This is a genomic window from Acidobacteriota bacterium (assembly GCA_009861545.1).
GTDB lineage: Bacteria > Acidobacteriota > Vicinamibacteria > Vicinamibacterales > UBA8438 > WTFV01.
In genome coordinates this window covers 46,870-70,479 of sequence record VXME01000110.1, presented here as the reverse complement: position 1 = coordinate 70,479, position 23,610 = coordinate 46,870, and the positions used below count along the sequence as shown (strand labels likewise).

Genomic DNA, 23,610 nt, shown 5'->3' with positions numbered 1-23,610 from the left:
CCGCCCCTGTAGTATTGGCGGCGATGGACCCTGGTTCGATCGCGGGGCGGCGAGTCGCGTGGGTGAAGTCGTTGACGAGACGGACGTCGATCCCGGCGATCGCCGCGGGCGTGCTGCTGGCCTGCGGGCCGGGCAATCCTCCCGAAGACTACGTCCCGTTGCCGATCGCGTCCGTGGCCCCGGCGCTGCTCGACGACGTGGAGAGGACACGGCGCCATCTCAACGCGTTCCCGATCGAGGAATACGAGCAGCACGAGGTCGCGGGCGTCGGCCGCTTCTTCATCGACGATCCGTCCGACATGATCAAGCAGGTCATCGTGGCCGGCTACGCGTGGGAGCGGCACCAGGCGGAGCTGTTCGAGGAGCACGTCGAGCCGGGCTCCGTGGCGGTCGAGGTCGGGGCGCACATCGGCAGCCACACCGTGTCGCTCGCCCGCCTGGTCGGGCCCTGGGGCCGCGTCTACGCGTTCGAGCCGCAGCGGAAGATCTACCGCGAGCTGTACCACAACCTCGCCCTGAACGGTCTGAACAACGTCGTGCCGCTGCGCTATGCGATCGGCGCGGGGGAGACGCGCGTCATCGAGATGAATCCCGCCACGCAGGGCAACGAGGGCGGCACCGGCGTCGGCGCCGGGGGCGACCGGGCGGAGCTGCGCAGCCTCGACAGCTTCGGCTTCGAGCGCGTGTCGCTGCTGAAGATCGACGTGGAGCACTACGAGAACGAGGTGCTCGCAGGAGCCGTCGAGACCATCCGCCGCAACCGGCCGGCGATCCTGATCGAGATCATGGGCGGCGAGGATTACGCGACGGCGTCGCCCGCCGTGCGGGAGCGGATCCACGCTACCTGGGACCGGTTGGAGACGCTCGGCTACACCGTTGAACCGGTGGCCGGGCACGACTACATCGCGTTGCCGAACATCGAACAAGGAGGAGACCCGTGAAGCTGAATCACCTGATCGCAACCGCGTGCGTCGCCGCGCTCGCCGCCGTCGTCGGCATCGTCGCGGCCGGGGCCGGCGCCCCATTCGCCGTAGCCGCGTCGGCCCAGAGCGGCGACTTCACGCCGCACGTCGTCACGCCCGAGGACATCCCGTCGGGCATCCACGAGGACTCGTGGGCGCGCGTGCCGCAGATCACGCGCGACTCCCTCGACGCCGACGGCCAGCGGGCGTACGACGTCATCGTCAATCCGGGCAGCCGCTACGCCACCGGCCTGCGCGGCCCGATCGGCATGTGGATGAACAGCCCGCTCATGGCCGAGCACCTGTTCCCGGCCAGCTCCTACCTGCGCTACGGCGCCGACGGCAACCGGGACCAGCGGCTCGCCGAGCTCGCCATCCTGACCGCCGCCCGCGCGCTGAACAGCCAGTACGAGTGGTCCGCCCACGAAGGGCTGGGCCGCAGCGCGGGGCTCGAGGAGGAGATCATCGATCTGCTGCGGTGGGACACCCCGCTGGCCGACGCCGGAGAGCTGCCCGGGTTGAACGAGCCGGAGCGGACCATCATCCGCGTCGTCCGCGAGCTGATCCGCGAGCCGAAGCTGAGCGACGAGGCGTTCGAGGCGGCGCAGCGGATCTTCGGCAACCAGGGCCTGATGGACATCGCCGGCCTGATCGGCCACTACACGCTGGTGAACTACACGTTGAAGGCGTTCGACGTGCAGCGGCCGCCCGGCAGCGAGCTCACGATGCCGACGCTTCCGTGAACGCGGGGAAAGGCTGCACCGTGCCGGGGTTGCGCCCTTCCGCACGACGCGGGAGGGCGCAATTCCTGGCCTGTGCAAGTCCTAGCCCGTGGTCGCCCGTGCGACGCCGGCAAGCTCGCCGAGCCGCTCGCCGGTGCTGTCGCCGAACTTCTCCGCCGGCACCCCCAGCAGGTTGAGCAGCGTCAACTGCAGGTTCGTCAGCCGCTGGGTGCGGCGCGGATACCGGAGATGGCGCCCGCCGGCGAGGCGTCCGCCCGCCCCGCCGGCCAGCAGCAGCGGGAGGTTCCGGGAATCGTGCCGGTTGCCCTCGCTGATGGCGCTGCCGTACAGGATGGCGACGTTGTCGAGGACCGAACCGTCGCCGTCGTCGGTCGCCGCCAGCTTGTCGAGGAAGTAGCCGAGCAGCGAGACGTGGTAGGCGTTGATGCGCTGCAGGGAGGCGATCTTCTTCGGGTCGCCGCCGTGGTGCGAGATCGGGTGGTGCGAGTCCGAGACGCCGATCTGCGGGTACGTCGCACCGCTCTGCTCGCGGCCGATCTGGAACGTGATGACGCGCGTCGAATCGGTCTGGAACGCAAGCGCCTGCATGTCGAACATCAGCCGCGCGTGCTCGTCGTAGTCCACCGGGATGCCGGCCGGCGAGTCGACCAGCGGCAGCTCGCGGCCGTCCGCCTCGGCGTTCTGGATGCGCCGCTCGATCTCGCGGACCGAGTCGACGTACTCGTCGATCTTCCGCTGGTCGCGATGCCCGAGGTCGCCGTGCAGGTGGCGGACCTTGTCGAGCACGGAGTCGAGGATGCTGCTCTGCCGGCGCAGGCGGGCGTTCCGCGCGGCCGGATCCGTGCTGCCGATGTCGCCGAACAGACGCTCGAAAACCACGCGCGGGTTCGGCTCCACCGGCAGCGGCGTCGACGGGCCGGCCCATGCCAGGGTGTTCTGGTAGGCGCAATTGAAGCCGACGCCGCACGTCCCGACGCCGTTGACGGTGTCGGCGCCCTCCAGGCCCAACTCCAGCGACGGCAGCGGCGTGTCCTGGCTGATCGTCTTCGCCAGGATCTGATCCATGGAGATGCCCAGGTCCAGGCTCGAGCTGCTCGTCGTCTGGAGCGGCTCGACCCCGGTCAGGAAGGCGCCGGCCGGCTTGGCGTGCGACCCGGGGTTCCCGGTCCGCGAGCTGGCCCCGGTGTTGTCGAGCCCGCTCACCACCAGCAGTTGCCGGCGATGGGCCGCGAGCGGCTTCAACGTCGGCGTGAACTCGAAGGCGCTCCCTTCGGCGGCCGGCGTCCAGTCCTTCATGATGATCCCGTTCGGCACGTACACCGCGCAGAAACGGGAAACCCGCCGGGCCGGGGTCTTCGACAGCGCGGTCAGCGCCGGCACCATGCCGTCGAGCAGCGGCAGCGCGAGCGCGGCGCCGGCGCCGCGGAGCACGGTTCGCCGGGGGATGGCCTTCCTGGTGATCATCATGATTCTGTCCTCCGCATCGGGATGCGATTACCCGGCATCATAGCCCCCTGCGGCGCGCGTTCCAACCACTTTCACGTCGAATCACCCACAGCCGTCGAATCGCCCCGCCGACCGCCGCGGCCAGCGTCGCCAGGATCAACACGCTCTTCAGCAGCGTGAAGATCGCCGCCACTCTCGACCAGGACGTCGGGTCACCGTCGTAGGTCGAGGCCAGCAAGGCGATGGAGAGGTTCTCGAGGACGTCCGCTGCGGCCCCCGCGATCGGCAGCAGGTAGAACGGCCGTCCGTCCCCGAGGACGCGAAGCAGCAGGAGCGCGAAGAGCAGGCCGTAGGCGATCGGGAAGATCATGTCGATCGACACCTCGGTCCAGGCGTAGACGGCCCTTGCCCGCGAGTCGAGCTGATCGAGCGCTCCGAACAAGTCCGCGGCCTGCTCGGGCGTGTACCACTGCCGGGTGTCGAGGAGCTCGAGACCATCCAGTCGAGCGTCTCGCCACTCGAAGCCGGCCACGCAGAGCAGCGCGGCCAGCGCTGTCGGGATGACCACGCGCCGCGTGGCGAGCCGTTGCAGTTCTCGACGAATCCGGTCGTGCATGTTTCACCCGCGTCGCTTGGCTGGCGGTCTGATCGCTCCCTTCGCCTGCCGGTCGGGCCCTGCGGGGTCTCGGTCCCGCGCCAGGAGGGAGGCAAGCGCCCTTGAAGAAGGATGTCAATATAACTATCATATTTCTGACACATCGGCTCAGCCGCCCATCATCATGCACAGCGTGTCGAAGCGTATCGTGGCGCACGCCCGCTCGCTCCCCGAAGCCACGCCGATCTGCGCTGGCGCCTTGCTTCATCTCGGCAACCGCACGGCCGTCGACCAGGCTCTCTCGCGGCTCGCCCGCTCGGGGAGACTGATGCGAATCTGTCAGGGGATCTACATGCGCCCCGTCGAGACCCGGTTCGGGCCCTGCGCACCCAACCTCGACAAGGCGCTCGACGCACTCGCGAATCTGTGGAACGTGACCATCGTCCCTTGCGGCGGTGCGGCGGCGCACGTGCTCGGGTTCACCACCCAGATCCCGATCCGGTCGGTCTACCTCACCTCCGGTTCCGGGCGCCGCTTGCGCTTCGGCAATCTGGACGTTGACCTGCGGCACGCCCCGCGCTGGCAGCTCGCCGCTCCCCGGCGCCGGGCGGGCGAGATCATCCGCGCGCTGGCGTGGCTCGGCCCGACCGAGGTCCGAGTAGGGCTCGAGGCCGTTCTGCCGGGCTTGTCTCCCGAGGACATCAGCGATCTCGCCGAGGCGCGGGCGACCATGCCGCACTGGATGGCGGAGCCGGTGAGCCTGCTCGTCGCGCATGGCTGAGACCCCGTTCGAGTCGTTGTCGGTTCGAGACAGGCGCGAGGCGCTGAACGTCGCTCAGCAAGCGGGCGGGCGGCGAGCGTTCCTCCTGGAGAAGGACGTCTGGATCGTCCGGATGCTGCGTGTCCTTTTCGGCGCGCCGTTCGGTACCGACCTCGTGTTCAAGGGCGGCACGTCGCTCGCCAAGGCCTACCACGCCATCCGCCGGTTCTCGGAGGACATCGATGTCACATACGACATCCGCGCCTTCGCGCCCGATCTCGTGACCGGCGCCGGCACCGAGGCGTTGCCGTCCACGCGAAGTCAGGAGCAACGCTGGAGCAGGGCGATCCGCTCACGCCTCACCGAGTGGGTCCGGGGCGAGGCGCTAGCGGCGGTCGGCGAGGGCCTCGGCCGGCCGGGCCTCTCCGGCGAAGTCAGCGCCTCTGGCGAACGGCTCGTCCTTCGTTACGAACCGGTGCTCGACGCCTACGGATTCGTTCGGCCCGAAGTTGTCGTCGAGTTCGGGGCGCGTGGAACCGGCGAACCCCACGAGACGTGCCCCGTCGCGTGCGATGCGGCGCGTCATCTTCCCGACATCGTCTTTCCGACGGCCTCGCCGTCGGTCATGATGGCCGAACGTACCTTCTGGGAAAAGGCGACCGCGATGCACGTGTTCTGTCGCCAGCAGCGTCAGCGGGGCGATCGGCTGTCTCGTCATTGGCATGACGTCGTTCGTCTGGACGAGACCGGATATGCGGGCAAGGCGCTCGCCGACCGCTCGCTCGCCCTGTCGGTGGCGCGCCACAAGGCGGCGTTCTTCCGTGAGAAGGATTCCGGCGGCCGATGGATCGACTACAGCGCTGCCGTTTCCGGCGGGATGCAACTGGTTCCCGAGGGACCCGCTCGGGACGCGCTGCGGCAAGATTACGAGCGGATGGTCTCCGGCGGCATGCTCGATGATGCCGAACCGTTTGACGTGCTCATCGACGGCTGCGCCGATCTAGAAGCGAGGGCCAACGACGTGTGAGCCGAATGTGCGGGGACAGTCAGGGCAGATCTCGGAATCGCAACGTCGCACCAGGAGTCGCAGTCATGAAGAACCGTAGAGCACGAACCGCCGTCATGGCGGTCGGACTGGCAGCGCTCGCGCTCGGTCCGGCGCCGGGGGCCCAGGCGCCCACCCCGGTCCGCAACGACGTGCCCAGAGTGGGGCAGCAGGAAGTCATCATGATGCGCCATGCCTATCTCGAGGAAGGCCGCTACGAGGCCTGGCATGAAGCCAGCCGGTCGGGGGTGTGGCCCTGGTTCGAGAGGCTGGGCGCTCGGATACTCGGCGACTTCGAGGTCGTCTATCCCGCGGGCGACGACGCCACGCCCGGCCGGGACGAGGCGCTTCGTTTCGCGCGATACGCCAGCTACGAGCACTGGCAGGCCACCCGCGGCGGCGCCCTCGCCGGCGATACGGGAGGCGCCGGGCGGCTCGGCGGCGACGGCGGCTTCAGCGATGCGTCGCGGGAGGCGCTACGCACCCGCCGCCAGTACCAGCAGGGATCCCGCGGCGGCATCTTTCTGCAGGGCTACCTGGCGGAGATCCGCCCGCTCTACATGCCCGGGCTCGTCGAACGCTACGAGCAGATAGACGGCAGCCCCGATCCGGCCTCTTCCGCACCCTACCCGGTGCGGTTGGGCCGGGCTCGGCCCGGAGACGGCCTGCTCGCGCTGGAGCACTCGCGGATCGGGAAGGGCGCCTTCGAGGAGTATCACGCCATCGCCCGCGATCGGGTCTGGCCCTACGTGGAGAAGATCGGGGTTCGGCCAGTGGGCCTGTGGCGGGTCGCGTACCTGCCGAACAGCGACCCGGTCGAGAGCGACGACTACGACGAGGTGTACTACCTGGCCCGCTACGCCAGCTACGAGCACTTTCTCGCGGTCCGTGACGGCGCGGTCGGCATGGGCGGCAACGGACCGGACTTCGTGGCGTTCCAGGACGCGTCGGAGCAACTCGACGGCCTCACGCAAGGGCGTTCCATCGAGTTCCTCCGGGGCGAGCCGTATGGCAGTCCGCCGGTGTATGCACCTGGCCTCGAGGAGAACTACCGCCCTGTCCGGTAGTGGACCGGGTCAGGGCGCTTCCGGCACGTAGATGATCTCGCCGCTGTCGAGTTGGTAGGCGATGCCGACCCGCCGGCCGCGGCGGCCCGCGGCGTCGTTCACGTCCTCGGCCCGATAGCGGGTGATCTCGCCGGCCTCCTGGGTGATGATCTCCATCTCTGCGGTGCCGGGGTTCTTGACCATCGTGAAGTCCTCCTGCGTGAGGAACTCCGTCAACTGCCAGCGGCTGACCATGGCGACCATGAGCGCCACGGCGAAGACCATGGCGACGTCGAACAGGTTCGCGATGGCGCCGAGCGGGTCGGTGTCGTCACGAAACGCGGCGCCGAGCCGCCGCCGCCGTCTCCTGCCTGCCATCCGGGCCTCCTGCTTCTTGTGTGGACGTCTGTTCGCCGATGGGGCGAGGCCCCCCGGGGGCGAGACGACTACTCTTCTTGTGTGGATGTCCGTTCGCCGATGAGCCCGCTCACGAACTCCAGGTCGTTGAGCGCCTCGCCGTGCCAGCGTTGCTTCGCTTGCGAGACGGCGAAGCCGATGCCGCCGACGAAGAGGCCCACGACCGTGGTCGAGAAGGCCACCTGCAGGTTCTCGGCCATCGTCGCGATGTCGCCGGCGGCCAGTCCCACCAGCGCCGGTCCCATCGGGATGAGCGTTCCCATCAGGCCGAGCATCGGGCCCAGGCGGGCCATGGTCCGCGCCGGCGCGAGGTCCTCCTCGCAGCCCGCCTCGAAGTCGGCGAGCGCCTTCTCGCGCTGCGCCGCCGACCGGCCGTGGTCGAGCAGACGCCAGATCGCCGGCTTCCACCGCGGCTCGGGGGGCAGGTCGGCGTCGCGGAGCAGGGACTCCGCGTTGTCGCGATCGAGCCGGTCGAGCAGCGGGCGCAACGCGGATCGGAACCGAAGCCGCGACAGCCAGGCGCCGTAGGTGCGTCCGGCGAGCAGCAGCGATCGGGCGAAGAGGATCAGCAGCAGGACGATGACCGGGACCAGCAGGCCGGTCGAGAGCAGATACAGGGTGCGGGTCAACAGCTCCATGGGGCTTCACTCTGCGATGCGGCCCGGCGCCGAGCGGGACTTCCCGGAGGAGAACGGACGTGTCGGCGGTTCCACGGTCTCACTCTGCGCCGCGGCGCAGGCGCCGGCGATGGCTCCAGTAACCGATGCCGATCCCGAGCGCCGCCGCGGCGGCGACGACGGCATGGGGCCCCGCTTCGAGCGCCGCCGCCGAGCGGTTCACACCGCCCTGCAAGGCGAACGCGGTCAGCCCGGCCGCCAGCATCACCTGCGCGGCGTGCACGAGCAGGCGCAGCTCGGCCCGTAGATCCCGATCCGGAAGCAGCCGTCGAATCGCCTCGCTCCCCGCGAGACCGGCAACGACGACGGCGCCGCACAGCGCCAGGGCGGTCGTCGAGAAGGGCCATGGTGACGCGTCGAACGCCTTCATCTCCAGGTAGAACAGCGCCGGCGCGGGGATGACGCCGACATGGTGTGCCGCGAGTCGCCGGAGGCGATGCAAGGGCAGGCCGTGCCGAGTTTCCGAGAGTCCGTGGAGATTCTTCGCGGAGGCCGCGCCACGGGCTCCCAGCAGCAGGGTCGCCCCGGTGCAGCCCAGGACACCGTCGAGCGTGAGGACGGCGGCCAGCGTCTGGAGGTCGACACCGTCCAGGGCGCCGACGAAGGCGGGCAGGCTCTGGCGCACCGCGATCGGGTGCACGGCGTAGGCGATTGCCGCGACCATCGCGACGGCCAGCAACCGGCCCCAGGCACGCTCGATGTACGCCAGCGCCAGCAGGAACAGGACGACACCCGTTCCCGCGACGATGTCGAGTACCGCCTCCATGGTTCGCGGGTGTCAGGTCGTTCTCCGCCGTCGCAGGAACTTCGCGCTGGGCCCAGACGACGATTGCTGCATCAGGATACCTGCCTGCGCGGCGACCGCCCGAGGCCCCGTCTTCAGCGCCCGGTGCCGCCGCCGCGCCCGATGCGGATCAGTTCCCGCCCCGTCCTGACGAGCAGCCCGCCGTCGACGGCGGCCGTGCCGTACACGCGCTCGGAGACGGTCAGCGAGTTCCTCGCCAGCTCGAGCGGCTCGGCCGCGTCCGCGGCGAAGATCGAGGCCACGCCGTCGGTCCCGAACACGTAGACGCGGTCGCCGTTGACGATCGGCGTCGCCCACGCGGCCGACGCGAGGCGGGTCGCCCACCGCGACCGGCCCGAGTCCAGCTCGAGGCAGCGGATGACGCCCCGGGAGTTGATGAAGTAGATCGCCTCGCCGTTCACGACCGGCGACGACATCGAAGCCGTCGCGCTGCGGCCGCGCCAGACGACCTGTTCCTCCGCGAGCCGTCCCCGGTGCCCGACGGGCAGGACGAGGTTGGACCGGGAGTCCGACGACGAGACGACGATGCGCCCCCCGGCGAGGATCGGCGACGGGAGTCTGTTGCCGGAGAGCCCGTCGATCCACCAGACCCGTTCGCCGGTCCCCGCGTCGTACGCCTCGACCGTGCCGTCGATGCTGACCACCACGAGCTCGCCGTCCTCCCAGGGCACGACGATCGGCGTCGTCCAGGCCGACGCGGCGGGACGATCCGCCTTCCACCGCGTCTCGCCGGTGGCTGCATCGACGGCCAGCAGGTACGACGGACCGTCGTGGGCGGCGAGGACGAACAGCGACTCGTCGTTGCCGGCGAGCGAGCCGCCGAGGCCGTAGCCCTCGATCTCGCCGTAGTCCGCCTTCAGCGACCGGGACCAGAGCGGCTCGCCGTCATGGCGCAGCGCGCCGAGGTCGCCGCTCTCGAACAGGTAGTAGACACGTTCGGCGTCGACTCGCGGCGTCGGCGCGCCCTTGGCCACGAAGTTCGTGACCTCGACGGGCTGGCTCGACGCCAGGGTGTGGCGCCACCGCAGCTCGCCGGTCCGCGCGTCGACGGCCTCGACGATCTGCGTCTCGCGCCGCGGGCCGTCGATGGCGGTGACGAACACGTGCCCGTCCCAGACCACGGGGCTCGATTGGCCGTAGCCGCCGATGGCGTGCCGCCACGCGAGGTTCTCGTCGTCCGACCAGGCCAGCGGAAGGTCGCGGGCCTGGCTGTGACCGAACGCCGCTCCCCGAAAGCCGGGCCAGCGCCGGGCTCCGGCCAGCGGCGGCCGGTCGCCTGCCGCGCCCGCCGTCCGCCGCGGCGTTTCGAGCACGTCGCTCGGCCGCAGCGAGGCCGCCTCGACCCGGTCGACCACCGCGTGGGTGCGGCCGTGCGCGGCTCCCCCCACGATGTGCAGCACGCCGGGTCCGCCGACCAGGGCGTGGTAGGCACGTTCCGGCGCGATGTCGTAGGTGAGCGCCTGCCAGGCGCGTCCGCCGGCGTCGAGACGGAACAACTGGTTCACGTTGCTCACGTACAGGTTCCCGCCGGTCGCGGCCATGCCCAGGCCGACGCCCCGGCTGCGGCCGCGAATCGGCGGAACGGGCGCGGGCGCCAGGGTCCGGGTCCGCAGGTCCAGCCGCTGCACGTCGAGCGCCGGCCCGCCGGGCGTCATGCCCCCGGCGAGCCAGACGGCGTCCTCGTGGACGGCCGCGGCAAGGGAATGCAGGCGCAGGGATGCCGTCTCGACCACCGTCCAGGTCACCGGGTCCGCGTCGAGGTCGGCGACGAGCACGTCGTCGCGCCAGTCCTCGGCCGGCACGGCGGGCGGGCGGAGGCGCGCTCGGGGGCTCTCGGCCACCGCCGAGGGCGCCCAGCCGCCGAGCACCCAGAGCCGCTGCCCGACAATCACCGCCGCGTGGTCCGTCCTGCCCGACGGCATCGGCGTCAGGTCGACCCACTCCCCATCCGCCTGGTCCCACCGCTGCAGGTCGGGGCGGGCCCGACGGGCGCCCGTGATCTCGGCGCCTCCCACGCGGTAGAGGTCCTCGCCGTCGCTGACGAGCACCGAGCCGAGTACCGGGCTGCCGGTCCAGACCGTCCTCCAGAACGCGTCGGCCGGGGAGAGCGCGTAGAGAGCGGCCCTCCCGGCGCCCGCGGCAGTGCGGGAGGCGGGCGGTTGCTCTCCTGCATGCATGTAGAGCACGTCGCCGGCGTAGGCCCCGGACACGTCCGCTGATGCGTGCGGGAGAGGCGGCGCGGTCTCGGGTGGCGCGGCCGGCATCAAGGGGGACTGCGCGTGCGCCCTCACGCCGTCGCCCGCGCCTGCTCCGCTCGCCAGGATGACCGCCGCCAACAGGGCGGAGGCTGCAGGGGTGCATCGCATGGTCGTCTCCAGTCTCGAACTGCTCGTGTTCCCGGGTTGCGTCGAAGGCCCCCTTACGCCCGTGTCAGGTCGTGCTCCGGCGCCGCAGGACGAGCAGCGCGATCGCGAGCAGCCCGGCGACTATGATTGCGCCCAGGTAGGCCAGGCGTCGCGCGGGCGGCTGGTTCGCCGGCGCATCGGCCGGCCGCGCCTCGGCGTCCTGGTCCGCCAGGACCACGCTCGCCTCGGTCAGCTCCACGCTCGACGTCAGCGCCCGCTGCAGCTCGCTCCGATAGCTCGCCGCGAGGTCTGCCGGGGCCTGCTCGGCGATGAACGTCGCCAGGGCCGCGTTGTCGCAGACGAACCCGCTGCAGCCCGCCTCGAACTCCTCCACCAGGCGGGTGTGCAACTCCGCCAGCACCTCGACCTGCCGCGCCGAGGCTTCCCAGTAGCCCTTGCGCACGGTCTCAAGCATCACCGCCGTCATCTCCTGCAGTGCGTACGGGTTCTCGCGGCGGAAGAAGTCCTCGATCCCGATGTCGTAGCGGTCGTCGACGTACACCTCGTACAGCTCGTTCCAGAGCGCGTCGTCGATGGCCGCCGGCTTCATCACGTTCCACCCGTAGGTGTTGCGGAACGTCTCGGCGAAGTGCTCGGCCGACGAGGCGCCGCCCTCCTGCATCTCGCCGATGTAGGCCGGGTTCAGCAGCGTCGACCGCGCCTCGGTCCAGACCGTCTCGGTGAGGTCGGTCACCCGCGGCCGCTGCGCGTTGCGGAAGTCGTTGAAGTAGGCGTCGGCGTCCCGGCCGGTCACGTGGCGGACGGCCATGCTCAGCCCGCCCATGAACTCGTAGACGTGGTCCAGGCTGAGGGCGCCCCAGGTGTGGCTCTCCCGCGGCTGCACGACGATCTCGGTGTCGGCGAGCGCCGCCTCGAAGATGCCCTCGGCGTAGAAGCTCCAGAGCTCGCCTTCGTCGTAGACGGCGCCCATGTTGCGCAGGTACTGGCCGGCAACCTCGGCATCGTCCTCCCAGCGGTCGCCACTTTCGACCATCTCCATGATGGCCGTCCCGTAGATGCCGTTCACGCCGCCGAAGACCCGCAGCGTCGAGTAGCGGCGCGCGTCCGCGGGCGACAGGCCCTTCTCCTTCATCACCTCTTCCGCCCGCAGGCGCCCCGCCTGGACGAAGTTGGCGTGCCCGTCCGCATCGCGAGCCTCGGCCGCCATCGCGACGGCGCGGTTGATGAGCGCGAGGCGCGAGGCGGCGAGGTCCCGGAGCTGGCCGGCGGTCTGGACGACGACGTCGATGCGGGGCCGGCCGAGGTCGGCCGCCGGCATCAGGCGCAGGTCGGCGACCCTCCCGAACGCGTCCCAGACCGGCTCGACGCCCAGCAGGTAGAAGATCTGGCCGATGGTCGCGCCCTCGGTGCCGATGAAGTCGGTGGGCCAGAGCGTGAACGCGACCTTCCGGGGATACGCGTCGTGCCGCCGCCGGTGCTCCTCGAGGAGCGCCTCCGCCAGACCGCGCCCCACCGTCCACGCCTCCGGCGACGGGGTCTTCTCGGCGTCGATGGAGAAGAGGTTGCGACCGGTGGGGACGGCGTCGGGGTTGACGATGGGGTCACCTCCGGGCGAAGGCTCCACATAGCCGCCGCCGAGGGCGCGTGCCACGCTCCCGAGCTCCAGATCCGTGCTGTTGCGCAGGCCCTGCCGATGCCGGTCGATGCCGGCGACGCTCGCTTCCAGCGTCAGGACTGCGCGTGCGAGCTCCGCGTCCCGGGCCGCTCGCTTCTCCATCTCGATCTCCGCGGCGCCGACGGCGCCGTCGAGGCGCCGGTCGAACGACGGGTCGTCGAGGATTTCTCGCAGGCGATCCGCCGCTGGCGCGTCGACCTCCCGAAGCTGGCCGCCGAGCGCCGCGCGGTGCTCCCGGTAGAAGGTGGCTGCTTCCAGGGCCTTCTCGATGTCCTCGCTGGCGGCGGTCACCAGCTCGCCGGCCGATTCGTGGCCCCAGGCCCGCCCGAGCGCCTCGACCTGAGGCGCATCGAGGGCGAACGCGAGCCGCTCCGCCGCCAGCCGCCGCTTTTCCTCCTCAACGCGGTCGACGAGTCCCGGGTCCTTCAGCAGGGCGAAGGTCCGCTCGCGGAGCGCCGCGTCCTGCATCACCTCCAGCAGGGCGAAAACGTCCGGGTCCTCGGCGATCTCGATGGCCTCGGCCATCGGGGGGATGACCGCGGCGATGGTCTTCGCGCGCTCGCGCTGCACGGGATCCAGCAGTTGCGACGTCCGCGCGAACTCCTGCTCCGATTGCATCCGCTCGACGAATTCGACCTTGCGCGGATGCGGCAGGATGCGCGCCACCAGGTCCTCGAGTTCGCCCGCGCGGGCTGCGGACACGGTCGCGTCCGGCCGGTTGCGGCTGCCCGCGCCCATCGAGATGAACCCGCGGATGATGTCGTCGTCCGACGGCCGGCGCGCCGCTTCCCGCCAGGCGTGGGCGTGTTGCCGGTCGGCGTCCGCCACCAGGTCGGAGAGCACCGCATCGGCGTCGCCGCCCGCCACCCGCCGCGCATAGGCGTCGCGGGCCCGCCGGCGGTAGCGGCGCTCGAAGAGCACCTCGTCCTCCAGGTCGGCGGCGTCGACCGCACGCTTGATCGTGTCGATGCGGGCCAGGGCGTAGGCGATCGGATCGATCGCCATCAGCTCCGCCGTCGAGTCGACCTCCGCCTCCGTGAAGGCGTTCCCGAGGGTGTAGAGGCCCTGCGCGACCTTCTCCCCGTCGATGGTCTCGACGTGGTTGCTCAGCCGGAAGAAGTCGTCCGCCGACCACGCCGCGTCGGGGTCGAGGCCGAGGTCGACGTGCAGGTTCATCTCCGTCGCAAGGCGTCGGATCGTGCGCGCATGCTCCGCCCGGACCGGCCCGTCGGCTGCGTTGCGATAACTGTCGAGCCGGTTTCGCAGCGGCCGCAGCCCCTCGTACAGCCCGCCCTCCATGAACGGGGACGTCAGGTGGGTCACCGTGGTGGCGTAGGAGCGGCGCTTGGCGATGATCCCCTCGCCTATGTTGCTCATGACGTAGACGTAGACGTGCGGGAGCCCGCCGACGAGGGCGTCCGACCAGTCGAATGTCGACAGCGCAATCTGCTTCCAGGGCCTGAACTCCAGGCTGCCGTGCGTGCCGAGATGCATCACGGCGTCGGCCCCGAAGGCATTGCGGGTCCACAGGTAGGAGGCCACGTAGGGATGGGGCGGGGCCTTCCGCGCGCCGTGCACGAGCCGGAACGTGTCGTCGCCGACGCCCGGCAGGGGCTGCGGCAGGATGACGACGTTGCCGAACTGCACGCGGGCCACCGCCAGCGCGGTCTCGTCGCCCTCGCCGACCGTCATGTACTCGCCCGGGGCGGGGCCGTACTGCTCGACGACGGCGTCGCGCATGCCCGGCTCGAGGTCCGCCGCCATCCACGCGGCGTACTCGGCGGCCGGCACCAGGGCCGGATCGCCGGTGGCCACGTACTCCTCGAACGCGCCGCGCGCGTACGGTCCGAGCACCGGGCCCTTTGCCTGGACGAGCTCCCAGAACTCGTCGTCGGTCTCGGGGAGCCCCTCGACCGTGTAGCCGGCGTCGCGCAGCGAGCGCAGCAGGTTCAGCAGGCTCGGCGCCACCTCCATGCTGCCGGCGTGCATGGCGTTCTTGCCCGGTCCCTTGTAGTAGTAGATGGCCACGCGCTTGTCGCGGTTGGGCTTCGCCTTCAGCGCCAGCCAGCGCTCGACGAGGTCGCAGAAGGTGTCGAGCCGCCCCGGCACCACGTCGAAGATCTCGTAGCCGTCCGCGTCGGTGAACTGCGCCGCCACCGCGTAGGGTGCGATGCCGCCGTCGAGCTCGGGTAGCACGACGCTCATCGTGAGCAGGGCGCCGGCCATTCCCTGCTGGTCGGTCACCCACTCGTCGTGGTTCTGGAACACCGAGAGCGGCGTCAGCATGGGGATGTCGCGCTCCCGCAGCCACGCGATCGCCTCGTCGGCGCGGCCCAGGGTGAGCCGGCCGTGCGGCATCAGCACCACGAGATCGGGTTCGATCTCCTTGAGGAAGTCGAGGCGCTTCTCGACGGCGGCAATCGGGTAGACGTTCCACTCGCGGCCCTCAAGCGCTTGGATGAACGCATCGACGTGATCCCGGTTGGCGTTGAACGGGCCGGGCACGCTGGTGATCAGGGCGATGTTCGGGGCGTTCGGTTTCGCCAGACCCTGCGCGTCGTAGTAGGCGTCGAACGCGTCGACGGTCTCGAACGTCAGGTCGTCGTCCAGATGGAACAGCACGTCCATGGAACGCTCGACCGGGGGCTGCACCGGATCCGAGCGGAACGCCTTGCCGTCGAGCTCGACGCGCGAGAAGTTGAGCAGCCGGGCGTAGTTGTCGGCGCCCCCGAACTCGAGGTAGCCGTTGACGGCGTCGAGCTGCGCGCCGCGCAGGTTGGTGACGTCGAGGGCCGGGTTCGTGGCCCCCTGCACGAACAGGCGCGCGCCCCGGCGGCCGGCTTCGCGCAGGTGCTCGAGCTGCGCCTCTTCGAGCTGCAGGCCGCGTCCGAAGATGTAGACGACCGGATAGTCGGCGGCCCGGTCCAGCGTCGCCATGTCCAGCGGCTCGATGCGCACCGCGCCGTGCGGTCGCGCGCGCTCGATGCGCGCGAGCTGGAAGCCGGGGAAGTTGACGAAGGCGACTCGGGTCACCGCGAGATGGCGCTGGTAGGCCGCGAACCCGCCCCAGAGCACCGCCGCCGCGAGCACCGCCGCCGCGATCCGCTTGCGATGGGACCACAGGTCGGCCAGCCGGGTCCTCACCGTCCGCTCGCGTGCCGGTTCTGTCCTGGCAGTCATCGGATCCTCCGGTCTAGAAAGGCGTTATCGCCAGGCTCACCGAAACGAGACGTCCGAGCGTCGGGCTCGCCGCCGTTTCCTGGTAGTCGGCATCCATCACGTTCAGGACGTGAACACCCACACGCAGGTCGTCGTTGGGATGCAGGTAGACCGCGAGGTCGGTGCGCATGTACTCGTCGAGCAGCACCGGGACGCCCTGCGAGCTCTGCGTCCGCTCGCCGACCCAGCGCTGATCGACGGACCCGGTCAGGCGCCACGACCCGAGCGCCGCCCCCAACTGGATGCCCGCGTTGACCTTCTGCCGCGGCACCAGCGCCAGCGGGTTGCCGGTGGCGCGGTCCTCGCTGTCCGTGTACGCGTAGTTGGCGTAGTAGCCCAGCCACGAGGCCGCCTGCCCGTTCGCCACCAGCTCCAGGCCGGTCGAGCGCGCGTCGGCGACGTTCACCCAGTCGAAGTGGTCGCGCTGCGGCGAGACTACGAGCTGGATGAGATCCGTCATGTCGTTGTGGAAGACGTTCATCTCCGCCCGGAGCGCGCGGCTGACCTCGTGCTGAATCCCGCCGTCGAACGAGGTGATGTGCTCGGGTTCCAGGTCCGGATTCGGCAGTCCGGGAATGGGACCGTGGAAGACGACGTTGCCGAACAGCTCGAAGAGGCTCGGGGCGCGGAAGGCGCGGCCGGCGGAGGTGCGCACTCGCGTCGCCGGCGTCAGGGCGTACAGCAGCGACACCTTCGGCGAACCGACCGAGCCGAACTCCGAGTGCTGGTCGTAGCGCAGGCCGGGGACCAGTCGCAGCCGGTCGGCCAGCACCCACTCGTCCTGCACGTACGCGGAGAAGATGTCGAACTGCTCCCGTTGGCCCCGTGACAGGGGGAAGACGTTGCCGATCGCGGGATCCCGGACGAGGGTGACGGTCGGATTGGGCACGCCTCCCGCCGCCATGCCGGCCTGGATGCCCGCGGCAACCCGCGCGAGCGTGGCGTCCGAGCCGAGCAGGTTGGAATGATCGGCGATGGTGCTGTCGCCGAACGAGCCGCGCTCGCTCGTGTAGCTCGCCCCGAGGACGACCGTGTGAGCGAGGTTCGGCGCCCAGGTGACCTGCGGCTCGACGAGCACGCTGCGGAAGTCGGTGTCCTGGCCGGTGAGGGCCGCGAAAGGAAACACGCCGTGCGACACCGACTCGACGACGGCCGGCCCGGGCGGATCGACGATGGTCGTCTGCCGCGTCGGGGCGAGCGTGAAGTTCTCCTGGAAGAGACGCTGGTTCGAGTAGCGGTAGCTGGTTCGGATCTGCGCCGACAGCGGACCCGCCCCGTTGTAGCGGAAGATGCCGCCGAGGTTCACCGCCGTGTCGCGCTTGTGCTCGTCGACCGCAACCGGCAGGCGGGCCGACACGTCGAGGCCCGTCTCGTAGCTGGAGATCCGCGGCAGCAGCGTCACGTCCCAGGCGTCCGAGACGGAGAAGTCCAGCCGGCCCGTCAGCCGCACGTCCTCGTACCCGACGTTGCGGAGGGGCACGGTCTCCTGCTGCAGGCTGCGGTCTTCGGCGACGCGCGGCACGGTGCGCGTGTCGCGGTTGTAGACGTTGTCGATCTTGCGGCGATCCGCGGTGAACGCGTAGCCGACGGGGCCGGTTTCGCCGCGCACGGACGTGCCGAGCTGGTAGTAGCCGGCCGCGCCGCCACTGGCGAAGAAGTCGGCCACCGGCGGGCCCTCGCCGGGCCGGGTGATGGCATTGATGGCGCCGGCGAAGGCGTTGGCGCCGTAGAGGCTCGAGAACGGTCCGCGGACCACCTCGGCGCGCTCCACCGAGGCCAGCGGCACGAGGCTCAGCGCGGCGAGCGTGCCGAGACCCAGATCGTTGGCCGGCAGCCCGTCCACCAGGAGCAGGGCCCGCTTGGTGCCGGGGACGCCGCGCATGACGAGCGACGAGTTGGCGCGGGCGGCCATGCCGGAGGTCTCGGCGAGATCGATGGCCGGCGTCCGGCGCAGCAGATCCTGCAGGTTGCGGGCCGACGACGCTTCGATGGTCCGTGCGTCGAGAATCGTGACGCTGGCCGCGACCTCGGTGACCGCCCGCTCGGTCTGCGTCGCGGTCACCACGACGCTCTCCTCGAACTCCAGCACCGGGAGCCGGAGATCGAGAAGCACGGGTTCGCCGACTGCCACCGTCACCGGCGACGTGAGCGGCGCAAAGGCTTCGCGCGTCACCGTCAGCCGATACGTTCCGGCAGGGACGCCGTCGATCGCGAATGCGCCGTCGGCCCCCGTTGTGGCAGACATGTCGGTGCCTTCCAGAGCTACCCGCGCGGCCGGCAGCGGCACCCCGCCGTCCTCGGCCGCGACGGTTCCCTGGATCGAACCGGTTTCCTCGAGTCCGAATGCCGTCTCCGCGGCGAACAGCCCGCCGACGACGATTGCGCCCGAAACGAACGAAGCAGCTACCTGATTCCGTACACGCATCCCGAGTCCACCTCCGCGGCGGTCACTCGTCAGCCACGCCGGCCGGCGAGCCTCCCGCCGATTTCGTCATTCGAACGGCCGACACGCGGATGGTCCTCGGGGACCGTCCGGGTCGACGCGGCAAGGGGGAGGTGCTACGCGGGCGGTCCGCGCGTGGGTCGGATGTCGAGCGCGGTGCGCGGGCCGATTCGGTAGTGCGTCCGCGCTGCAGCGAGCGCCGTGAGTTCGGGCGTCGACGCCGTCGGCGCTGCGCGGGCCTCTATCGCGGCGTAGTGCGCAATACAGCAGATGACGCAGTTGTGGTGGTCGCCGCCGGTCGCGTCTCCTTCGTCGTGTTCGTGGAAGAAAGAGCCGGCCGGCAGCAGGACGCACGTCAGCACCAGCGCTGCGAACGCGAGCGGCCGGCTCGGCTTCTTCATGGTTCCGGCGGGTCGATGGTTGCGTCTGGGGACCGGCGTTCGCGGTCCCGATCAGTCGAGTTCGACGATGGTGATGGCGTTCCAGTTGTTCATCGGGATGAGCAGCCGGTTCCGCTTCGAGTCGTAGGACATCGAGGCGGCGCTCGGGATGCCGGACGCCACGACCTCGGCCTCTTCTCCGGGACGGATGCGCGAGACGGTGCCGATCCTGACGCTGGAGACGTACTTCGTGCCGTCGTCCAGAATCACCAGTCCGTCGTTGCCGCCGTCCACGGCGTGCTCGGTCTTGACGAGCTCGCCGTCGGGCGAGAACGTGAGCACCGCGTTGTCGTTGATGTTCACCACGACGACGTTGCCGTCCGGGTCGAAGGCTACGCCGTTGGGCCGGGCCAGCGGGGCTCCCTCGACGACGACCGACGAGTCGCCGTCCGGTCCGATGCGGTACAGGCGCCAGGTGCCGCTCTCCTCGGTCCCGGTCTGCGAGGCCCAGATGGTCCCGTCCTCGGCGACCTCGATGTCGTTGAAGCGCTGCGCGTCCTCGACGGTGACGCTGCCCCGCGGCTCGCCGCTCTCCATGTCGAACCAGCGCACCACGTTGATGTCGGCCACGTACAGCAGGCCGTTGATGATGTCGCTGCCGAGGGGGTGGTTCAACGTCAGGCCGTTCCGGTTGACGCCGATCCACTTCAGCGTGTGGGCGCTGCCGTCGGGGTTGATCAGCGAGATGTAGCCGTCGTTCGGAATGACGTTCTGGGCGATCCCGGCGTTGACCGCGACGTACAGGTCGCGGGCTTCGTCGTAGGCCATGCTCTCGGCGAAGCGGAAGCCGCCGTAGGTCTTGGCGTTCGACGACAGGTCGAGCGGCGCCCCCGCCATGAAGGGCTGGTCGGCAGCATCCTGAGCGTGCGCGACGGTCGCCGGGCCCGTGCTGCAAAGGGCCAGCAGCGCGGCGACCGCCATCCAGCGGGAAGCGAGCTGTTCTCTGCGAAGAATCGACATGGCAGTGTTCCTCCAGGTGCGAGCGTTGATTTCCGGATGGGCGGGGCGCGCACCGGCGTCCGTGCCTGTGCCGACGCCGAGCCCGACAACCGACGATCGTGCGATACGGGGTGTCGCGGGGAAGTGCGACGGGGCGGCTACGCGGGCGGTCCGCGCGTGGCAAGGATGCCGAGAACCGCGGCGCGCTCGCCATCCGGGCCGGCGGAAACGACGCCGTGGGCCACGAGAGCCGGCGTCGGCAGCGCCGGCGTACCGTCGGTCTCGACTACCGACAGGTGTCGGATATGGCAGGCGTCGCAATCCGCGTGAGCGGCGGACTGCACGTCGGCGTCGTGCTCGTGGAGCGCGACGCCGACCGACGCGAGCGCGAGCACCACGAAGAGTGCCGCACCCATCGCCGTCATGCGCTTCGAGGACGCCATCCGCCTATTGAAGAAGCAAAGGCGAGCCGGAGTCAAGGCGCGGCCGTCGGGTCGCGCCCCTTGCCACCTGGGGCCGATCTCTGCTAGCGTCGACAGCTTATGGCCCAGAGAGACCCCGTGCACGCGGGGCTCGCAGCACGTAGTTCCGGTTGGCGCGCCTGGATCGTCTTCCTGGCGCTCGTGCTGGCCGGCGCCACGGCCGCAGAGGCCATCTGCCACGAAGACCACGCAGCGGACCATGACTGCGCAGTCTGCCAGCTCCGGCACCAGCCGGCTGCCGAACCGTCCGGATCCCTGGAGATCGGATTCGCGGACGTCCCGCAGCCGCTCGAACAGGTCGTCGCCGGCGGTTGGATTGCATCCGGTCATTTGCGCCGCCTCCCCGCCCGCGCTCCGCCCGCCTAGTCCCGTTCGCAATTTCCGTTCGCCTGTCGTGCCGCGATAGCCCGCGAGTTCGCCTGCGTCCGAGGCAATGCGTGCGCGCCGTCGCATCGGCCGTGCCTGGACGCCGTTTCGGCTTGTCGACCGCCGGTGCACCCGGAGGAGTTTCCCCGGTGTCCGGCGGCGGCTCGGCGGCACGCGCCGTCCCATGCGGCGACGGGCGCCGGATCGACGAAACCGTTGGGTACGAGATTGGAGAGGGTTGGAGAAGCGATGCAAAGAGCGATGCGCAGATACCGGTGGATTGCGAGATGTCTTGGAGCGGTCGCGGTTGCCACGGCTTCGACCGTAGCGCCGCTGCCGGCGCAGGAGAGCGGCGTCGTGCGCGGGACGGTGACGCTGGAAGAGAACGGGGACTTCATCAGCGGCGCGGTGATCCTCGTCGTCGGCTCCGGCGCCTTCGCGCTGACCGACACGCAGGGCAGTTTCGTGATCGACCGCGTGCCGGCCGGCTCGTACGAGGTTCTCGCGCAGCGGGACCATCTGACCGCGGGCCGGCAGACGGTGACCGTCGAACCCGGCGGGACGGTGACGGCGGACTTCGTGCTGGGCCTCTCGCCCGTGCACGAGGAGGTGACCGTGACCGCCTCGGCGGGTGGAGCCGAGACGACGTACGAGGCCTTCAACGCGGTCACCACGGTGGACTCGTTCGACATCGCAAGAGAGTCGGTCCCCGGTTTCGGAGACGCCCTGCGGAACGAGCCGGGCATTGCGGTCCGCGGCTTCGGCCCCGGCGCGAGCCGGCCGATCATCCGCGGCTTCGACGGCGATCGGGTGCTGATTCTGGAGGACGGCGTCCGCACCGGGGACCTGTCGAACAATTCCGGCGACCATGTCGTCACGGTCGACCCCAGCAGCGCGGAGCGCATCGAGATCGTGCGCGGGCCGGCGACGTTGTTGTACGGCTCGAACGCGGTCGGCGGGGTCGTGAACGTGATCACGCCCCACGAGAGCAGCCGCGCGTCACTGCTCGAGGGCACGCGGGCACAGTTGAACGCCGACCTCGGGAGCGCGAACGCGCAGGCGGGCACCAACGTCGGCCTGCAGCACGCGCGGAACGGGGTGCGCTACTGGGCCGGCGGCAGCACGCGGCGGACGGGGGACTACGCCACGCCCCTGGGGACCGTCCAGAACTCCGCCACCGAGTCGGCCAACGCGGAGGCCGGTGTCGGCTGGTCGGGCGACCGGCTCTTCGCGAGCGCCGGGGTGACCTTGAACGACGGCCGTTACGGCGTGCCGTTCGCCGAGCAGTTCCACGGACACCACGAAGTGGATGCCGGCGGGCACCGGGACGATCACGGGGTCGATGAAGGCGGCGCGACCTCCATCGCGCTCGATTGGCAGCGTCGCGCGATGCGCTTCGACGTCGGCCTCCAGGGCCTTGCCAACCGCGTCGTCGAGGGGGTGCGACTCAGCCTGAAGGCCGTCGACTGGGGCCACGACGAGCTGGAAATAGAGGGCGGGAACGAAAACGTCGGCACGCGCTTCGACAACCGGGTCTACATCCTCCGCGCCGATGTGGATCAGCGGCAGACGGAGCGTCTGTCGGGGAGGTTCGGCGCCTGGACGCAGATACGGGACTTCGAAGCCGCGGGCTTCGAGGCGCTGGCGCCGCGGACCGACCTGTCGTCCTTCGCGGCCTTCGCCTACGAAGAGCTGAACCTGGGGCGCTTACGCGTGCAGTTCGGCGGTCGCGTCGACCGTGACAACTACCGCGTGGCGGAGCGTACCGGCGCATTTGCGAACGACGATGACGACGATGGCCACGAGGGGCACGACCATGGCGTGCTCGAGGCGCCCGACGCCCGCGACCGCGACTTCGCGGGTGCATCCGCGTCGGTCGGACTCCACGCGGACCTCGGCGCCGGCAACGCCCTGGTCGCGAACCTGACCCGCTCCCACCGCCCCCCGGCCATCGAGGAGCTGTACAACTTCGGCCCGCACGTCGGCACGCTCTCGTTCGACGTCGGCAACCCGGATCTCGATGCCGAGTCCACCCTCGGACTGGACTTGAGCTTGCGGCACCGGGGCGACCGCGTCCGTGGCGCACTGAACTTCTTCGTGTACGACATCGACAACTTCATCTTCGGCGACCGCAGCGACGAAGTGGCGGACAACCTGCCGGTGTACAACATCCTGCAGGGCGACAGCCGCTTCCGCGGCTTCGACGCACGCGGCAGCACCCGGCTCGCCGGACAGACCTGGTTGACGCTCGGCCTCGGGTACGTCGACGCGCGGCTGGCGACCGGGGAGCCCCTGCCGCGGATTCCGCCGTTGCGAGGCACGGTGGACCTCGACATCCCCTACGGCGGGTTCACGCTGACCCCGCAACTGGAGTTCGCGGCGCGGCAGGCCGACGTGTTCCGGGGCGAGACCGAGACGGGCCGCTATTCCCTGGTCAACGTGCGGGCGTCGTACGTCTGGCCGCGGCAGGACACGGCGCACATCCTGTCGTTCACGGGCTACAACCTGACGAACGAGCTGTATCGGAACCACTCCTCGTACATCAAGGACCTGGCGCCCGAGATGGGCCGCGGGGTCCGGGCGAGCTACGCCGTGCGGTTCCACTAGTGCTCGAGGGTCGGTCGGGACGCCTGCGTCCCGTCCGTGCGCATGGCCGCCCGCCGGACATTTCCCTCCCCGGCGGGCGGCCGCGCTAAACGCTCCCCGGCGCGTGGCGCCTTGACGGATTCGCGGGAACACGCTACAAGACACAATGCGGCGAGGCCGATCGACGCTGTTGCAGTGGGGCGCCGTTCTCGCGCTCGCGCTGCCGGCTCTCGCGACGACGCTTCATTTCCACGACGAGGCGGAGGCGCGGGACGGCACGTGCGTGCTGTGCCACGTGCAGGGTTCGCCGCCTGTCGCTTCCGGCGTCCTCGATCACCCCGACCCATGCGCTGTCCGCAACCCCTGTGCGGATGCGCCGGGGCATGCCCGCCCCGCGGAGGTCGAGGGGCACGGCTCGCGGGCGCCGCCCGCCTGACGCCGCGACCACATCCCGACTCTCTGGCTCCGTAGTCGCGTCGACGCCGTCGGCGCACCGGCCCGTTCTTTTCCTTTGGAGGGGGGAGCCCTGGTGATCCACCGGGACTCCTGTCGAGACCATGAGCGAAGTCGCGCCGATCGATGCCCGCCCCGCCTCCAC

General features: G+C 70.4%; 18 protein-coding genes. 7 read left to right on the top strand and 11 right to left on the bottom strand.

From position 1 onward, the window contains the following. Positions 1 to 23 precede the first annotated feature (23 nt). Entirely contained in the window at positions 24 to 941 is a 918-nt protein-coding gene (locus F4X11_18040) for an FkbM family methyltransferase (GenBank protein MYN66906.1), read from the top strand. Next, the gene (locus F4X11_18035) at positions 938 to 1,705 is read left to right on the top strand and encodes a hypothetical protein (protein ID MYN66905.1); all 768 of its coding nucleotides are present in this window, start codon (positions 938 to 940) and stop codon (positions 1,703 to 1,705) included. The genes F4X11_18040 and F4X11_18035 overlap by 4 nt, the downstream gene beginning before the upstream one ends. Positions 1,706 to 1,786: 81 nt before the next feature. On the opposite strand, the gene F4X11_18030 is transcribed toward F4X11_18035, so the two are convergent. Then, positions 1,787 to 3,172, bottom strand: a complete 1,386-nt coding sequence (locus F4X11_18030) for a DUF1552 domain-containing protein (GenBank protein MYN66904.1) — start codon at positions 3,170 to 3,172, stop codon at positions 1,787 to 1,789. Positions 3,173 to 3,209: 37 nt separating this feature from the next. Further along, a complete protein-coding gene (locus F4X11_18025; GenBank protein ID MYN66903.1) occupies positions 3,210 to 3,767 on the bottom strand; it encodes a hypothetical protein in 558 nt (185 codons plus the stop codon). Positions 3,768 to 3,930: 163 nt separating this feature from the next. On the opposite strand from F4X11_18025, the gene F4X11_18020 reads away from it, so the two are divergent. From F4X11_18020 to F4X11_18010, 3 genes are all read left to right on the top strand, one after another. Continuing rightward, positions 3,931 to 4,527 carry a hypothetical protein gene (locus F4X11_18020; GenBank protein MYN66902.1) on the top strand — a complete coding sequence of 199 codons (597 nt, stop codon included), beginning with the start codon at positions 3,931 to 3,933 and terminating at the stop codon, positions 4,525 to 4,527. Then, positions 4,520 to 5,533, top strand: a complete 1,014-nt coding sequence (locus tag F4X11_18015; GenBank protein ID MYN66901.1) for a nucleotidyl transferase AbiEii/AbiGii toxin family protein — start codon at positions 4,520 to 4,522, stop codon at positions 5,531 to 5,533. The genes F4X11_18020 and F4X11_18015 overlap by 8 nt, the downstream gene beginning before the upstream one ends. A gap of 65 nt (positions 5,534 to 5,598) precedes the next feature. After that, positions 5,599 to 6,618 (top strand): hypothetical protein, encoded by a 1,020-nt coding sequence (locus F4X11_18010; GenBank protein MYN66900.1) that lies wholly within the window; start codon positions 5,599 to 5,601, stop codon positions 6,616 to 6,618. 9 nt (positions 6,619 to 6,627) lie between these two features. Here F4X11_18010 and F4X11_18005 read toward each other — a convergent pair whose 3' ends face one another. The 9 genes from F4X11_18005 to F4X11_17965 all read right to left on the bottom strand — a co-directional run bounded on the left by F4X11_18005 (position 6,628) and on the right by F4X11_17965 (position 20,513). Further along, positions 6,628 to 6,975, bottom strand: coding sequence for a DUF2149 domain-containing protein (locus tag F4X11_18005; GenBank protein ID MYN66899.1), 348 nt, complete (start codon positions 6,973 to 6,975; stop codon positions 6,628 to 6,630). A gap of 68 nt (positions 6,976 to 7,043) precedes the next feature. Further along, positions 7,044 to 7,652 carry a MotA/TolQ/ExbB proton channel family protein gene (locus F4X11_18000; GenBank protein ID MYN66898.1) on the bottom strand — a complete coding sequence of 203 codons (609 nt, stop codon included), beginning with the start codon at positions 7,650 to 7,652 and terminating at the stop codon, positions 7,044 to 7,046. A gap of 79 nt (positions 7,653 to 7,731) precedes the next feature. After that, a complete protein-coding gene (locus tag F4X11_17995) occupies positions 7,732 to 8,457 on the bottom strand; it encodes a hypothetical protein (GenBank protein MYN66897.1) in 726 nt (241 codons plus the stop codon). 113 nt (positions 8,458 to 8,570) lie between these two features. Next, the gene (locus F4X11_17990; protein MYN66896.1) at positions 8,571 to 10,862 is read right to left on the bottom strand and encodes a PQQ-binding-like beta-propeller repeat protein; all 2,292 of its coding nucleotides are present in this window, start codon (positions 10,860 to 10,862) and stop codon (positions 8,571 to 8,573) included. Between the two features lie 64 nt (positions 10,863 to 10,926). Beyond that, positions 10,927 to 15,717 carry a cobaltochelatase subunit CobN gene (locus tag F4X11_17985; GenBank protein MYN66895.1) on the bottom strand — a complete coding sequence of 1,597 codons (4,791 nt, stop codon included), beginning with the start codon at positions 15,715 to 15,717 and terminating at the stop codon, positions 10,927 to 10,929. A 13-nt stretch (positions 15,718 to 15,730) separates the two neighbouring features. Next, on the bottom strand, positions 15,731 to 18,181 hold the full coding sequence (locus tag F4X11_17980; protein MYN66894.1) for a TonB-dependent receptor: 2,451 nt from the start codon (positions 18,179 to 18,181) through the stop codon (positions 15,731 to 15,733). A 134-nt stretch (positions 18,182 to 18,315) separates the two neighbouring features. Then, the gene (locus F4X11_17975) at positions 18,316 to 18,600 is read right to left on the bottom strand and encodes a hypothetical protein (GenBank protein ID MYN66893.1); all 285 of its coding nucleotides are present in this window, start codon (positions 18,598 to 18,600) and stop codon (positions 18,316 to 18,318) included. Between the two features lie 51 nt (positions 18,601 to 18,651). Next, on the bottom strand, positions 18,652 to 19,560 hold the full coding sequence (locus tag F4X11_17970; GenBank protein ID MYN66892.1) for a gluconolaconase: 909 nt from the start codon (positions 19,558 to 19,560) through the stop codon (positions 18,652 to 18,654). Positions 19,561 to 19,736: 176 nt separating this feature from the next. Next, positions 19,737 to 20,513, bottom strand: coding sequence for a hypothetical protein (locus tag F4X11_17965; GenBank protein ID MYN66891.1), 777 nt, complete (start codon positions 20,511 to 20,513; stop codon positions 19,737 to 19,739). 162 nt (positions 20,514 to 20,675) lie between these two features. Here F4X11_17965 and F4X11_17960 point away from each other — a divergent pair, with 162 nt between their 5' ends. Together F4X11_17960 and F4X11_17955 are read left to right on the top strand one after the other, a co-directional pair. Beyond that, positions 20,676 to 23,033 carry a TonB-dependent receptor gene (locus tag F4X11_17960; protein ID MYN66890.1) on the top strand — a complete coding sequence of 786 codons (2,358 nt, stop codon included), beginning with the start codon at positions 20,676 to 20,678 and terminating at the stop codon, positions 23,031 to 23,033. 145 nt (positions 23,034 to 23,178) lie between these two features. Next, positions 23,179 to 23,448, top strand: coding sequence for a hypothetical protein (locus tag F4X11_17955; protein MYN66889.1), 270 nt, complete (start codon positions 23,179 to 23,181; stop codon positions 23,446 to 23,448). Positions 23,449 to 23,610: the final 162 nt, after the last annotated feature.

Bases quoted from the DNA above. Each gene is read 5' to 3' on its own strand.
- F4X11_18000 (MYN66898.1), bottom strand. From the start codon at position 7,652: ATGGAGCTGTTGACCCGCACCCTGTATCTGCTCTCGACCGGCCTGCTG.
- F4X11_17980 (MYN66894.1), bottom strand. From the start codon at position 18,181: ATGCGTGTACGGAATCAGGTAGCTGCTTCGTTCGTTTCGGGCGCAATC.
- F4X11_17955 (MYN66889.1), top strand. From the start codon at position 23,179: ATGCGGCGAGGCCGATCGACGCTGTTGCAGTGGGGCGCCGTTCTCGCG.
- F4X11_17965 (MYN66891.1), bottom strand. From the start codon at position 20,513: ATGCGACGGCGCGCACGCATTGCCTCGGACGCAGGCGAACTCGCGGGC.
- F4X11_18010 (MYN66900.1), top strand. From the start codon at position 5,599: ATGAAGAACCGTAGAGCACGAACCGCCGTCATGGCGGTCGGACTGGCA.
- F4X11_17985 (MYN66895.1), bottom strand. From the start codon at position 15,717: ATGACTGCCAGGACAGAACCGGCACGCGAGCGGACGGTGAGGACCCGG.
- F4X11_18025 (MYN66903.1), bottom strand. From the start codon at position 3,767: ATGCACGACCGGATTCGTCGAGAACTGCAACGGCTCGCCACGCGGCGC.
- F4X11_18020 (MYN66902.1), top strand. From the start codon at position 3,931: ATGCACAGCGTGTCGAAGCGTATCGTGGCGCACGCCCGCTCGCTCCCC.
- F4X11_18005 (MYN66899.1), bottom strand. From the start codon at position 6,975: ATGGCAGGCAGGAGACGGCGGCGGCGGCTCGGCGCCGCGTTTCGTGAC.
- F4X11_17970 (MYN66892.1), bottom strand. From the start codon at position 19,560: ATGGCGGTCGCCGCGCTGCTGGCCCTTTGCAGCACGGGCCCGGCGACC.
- F4X11_18040 (MYN66906.1), top strand. From the start codon at position 24: ATGGACCCTGGTTCGATCGCGGGGCGGCGAGTCGCGTGGGTGAAGTCG.
- F4X11_17975 (MYN66893.1), bottom strand. From the start codon at position 18,600: ATGAAGAAGCCGAGCCGGCCGCTCGCGTTCGCAGCGCTGGTGCTGACG.
- F4X11_17995 (MYN66897.1), bottom strand. From the start codon at position 8,457: ATGGAGGCGGTACTCGACATCGTCGCGGGAACGGGTGTCGTCCTGTTC.
- F4X11_17990 (MYN66896.1), bottom strand. From the start codon at position 10,862: ATGCGATGCACCCCTGCAGCCTCCGCCCTGTTGGCGGCGGTCATCCTG.
- F4X11_17960 (MYN66890.1), top strand. From the start codon at position 20,676: ATGCAAAGAGCGATGCGCAGATACCGGTGGATTGCGAGATGTCTTGGA.
- F4X11_18030 (MYN66904.1), bottom strand. From the start codon at position 3,172: ATGATGATCACCAGGAAGGCCATCCCCCGGCGAACCGTGCTCCGCGGC.
- F4X11_18015 (MYN66901.1), top strand. From the start codon at position 4,520: ATGGCTGAGACCCCGTTCGAGTCGTTGTCGGTTCGAGACAGGCGCGAG.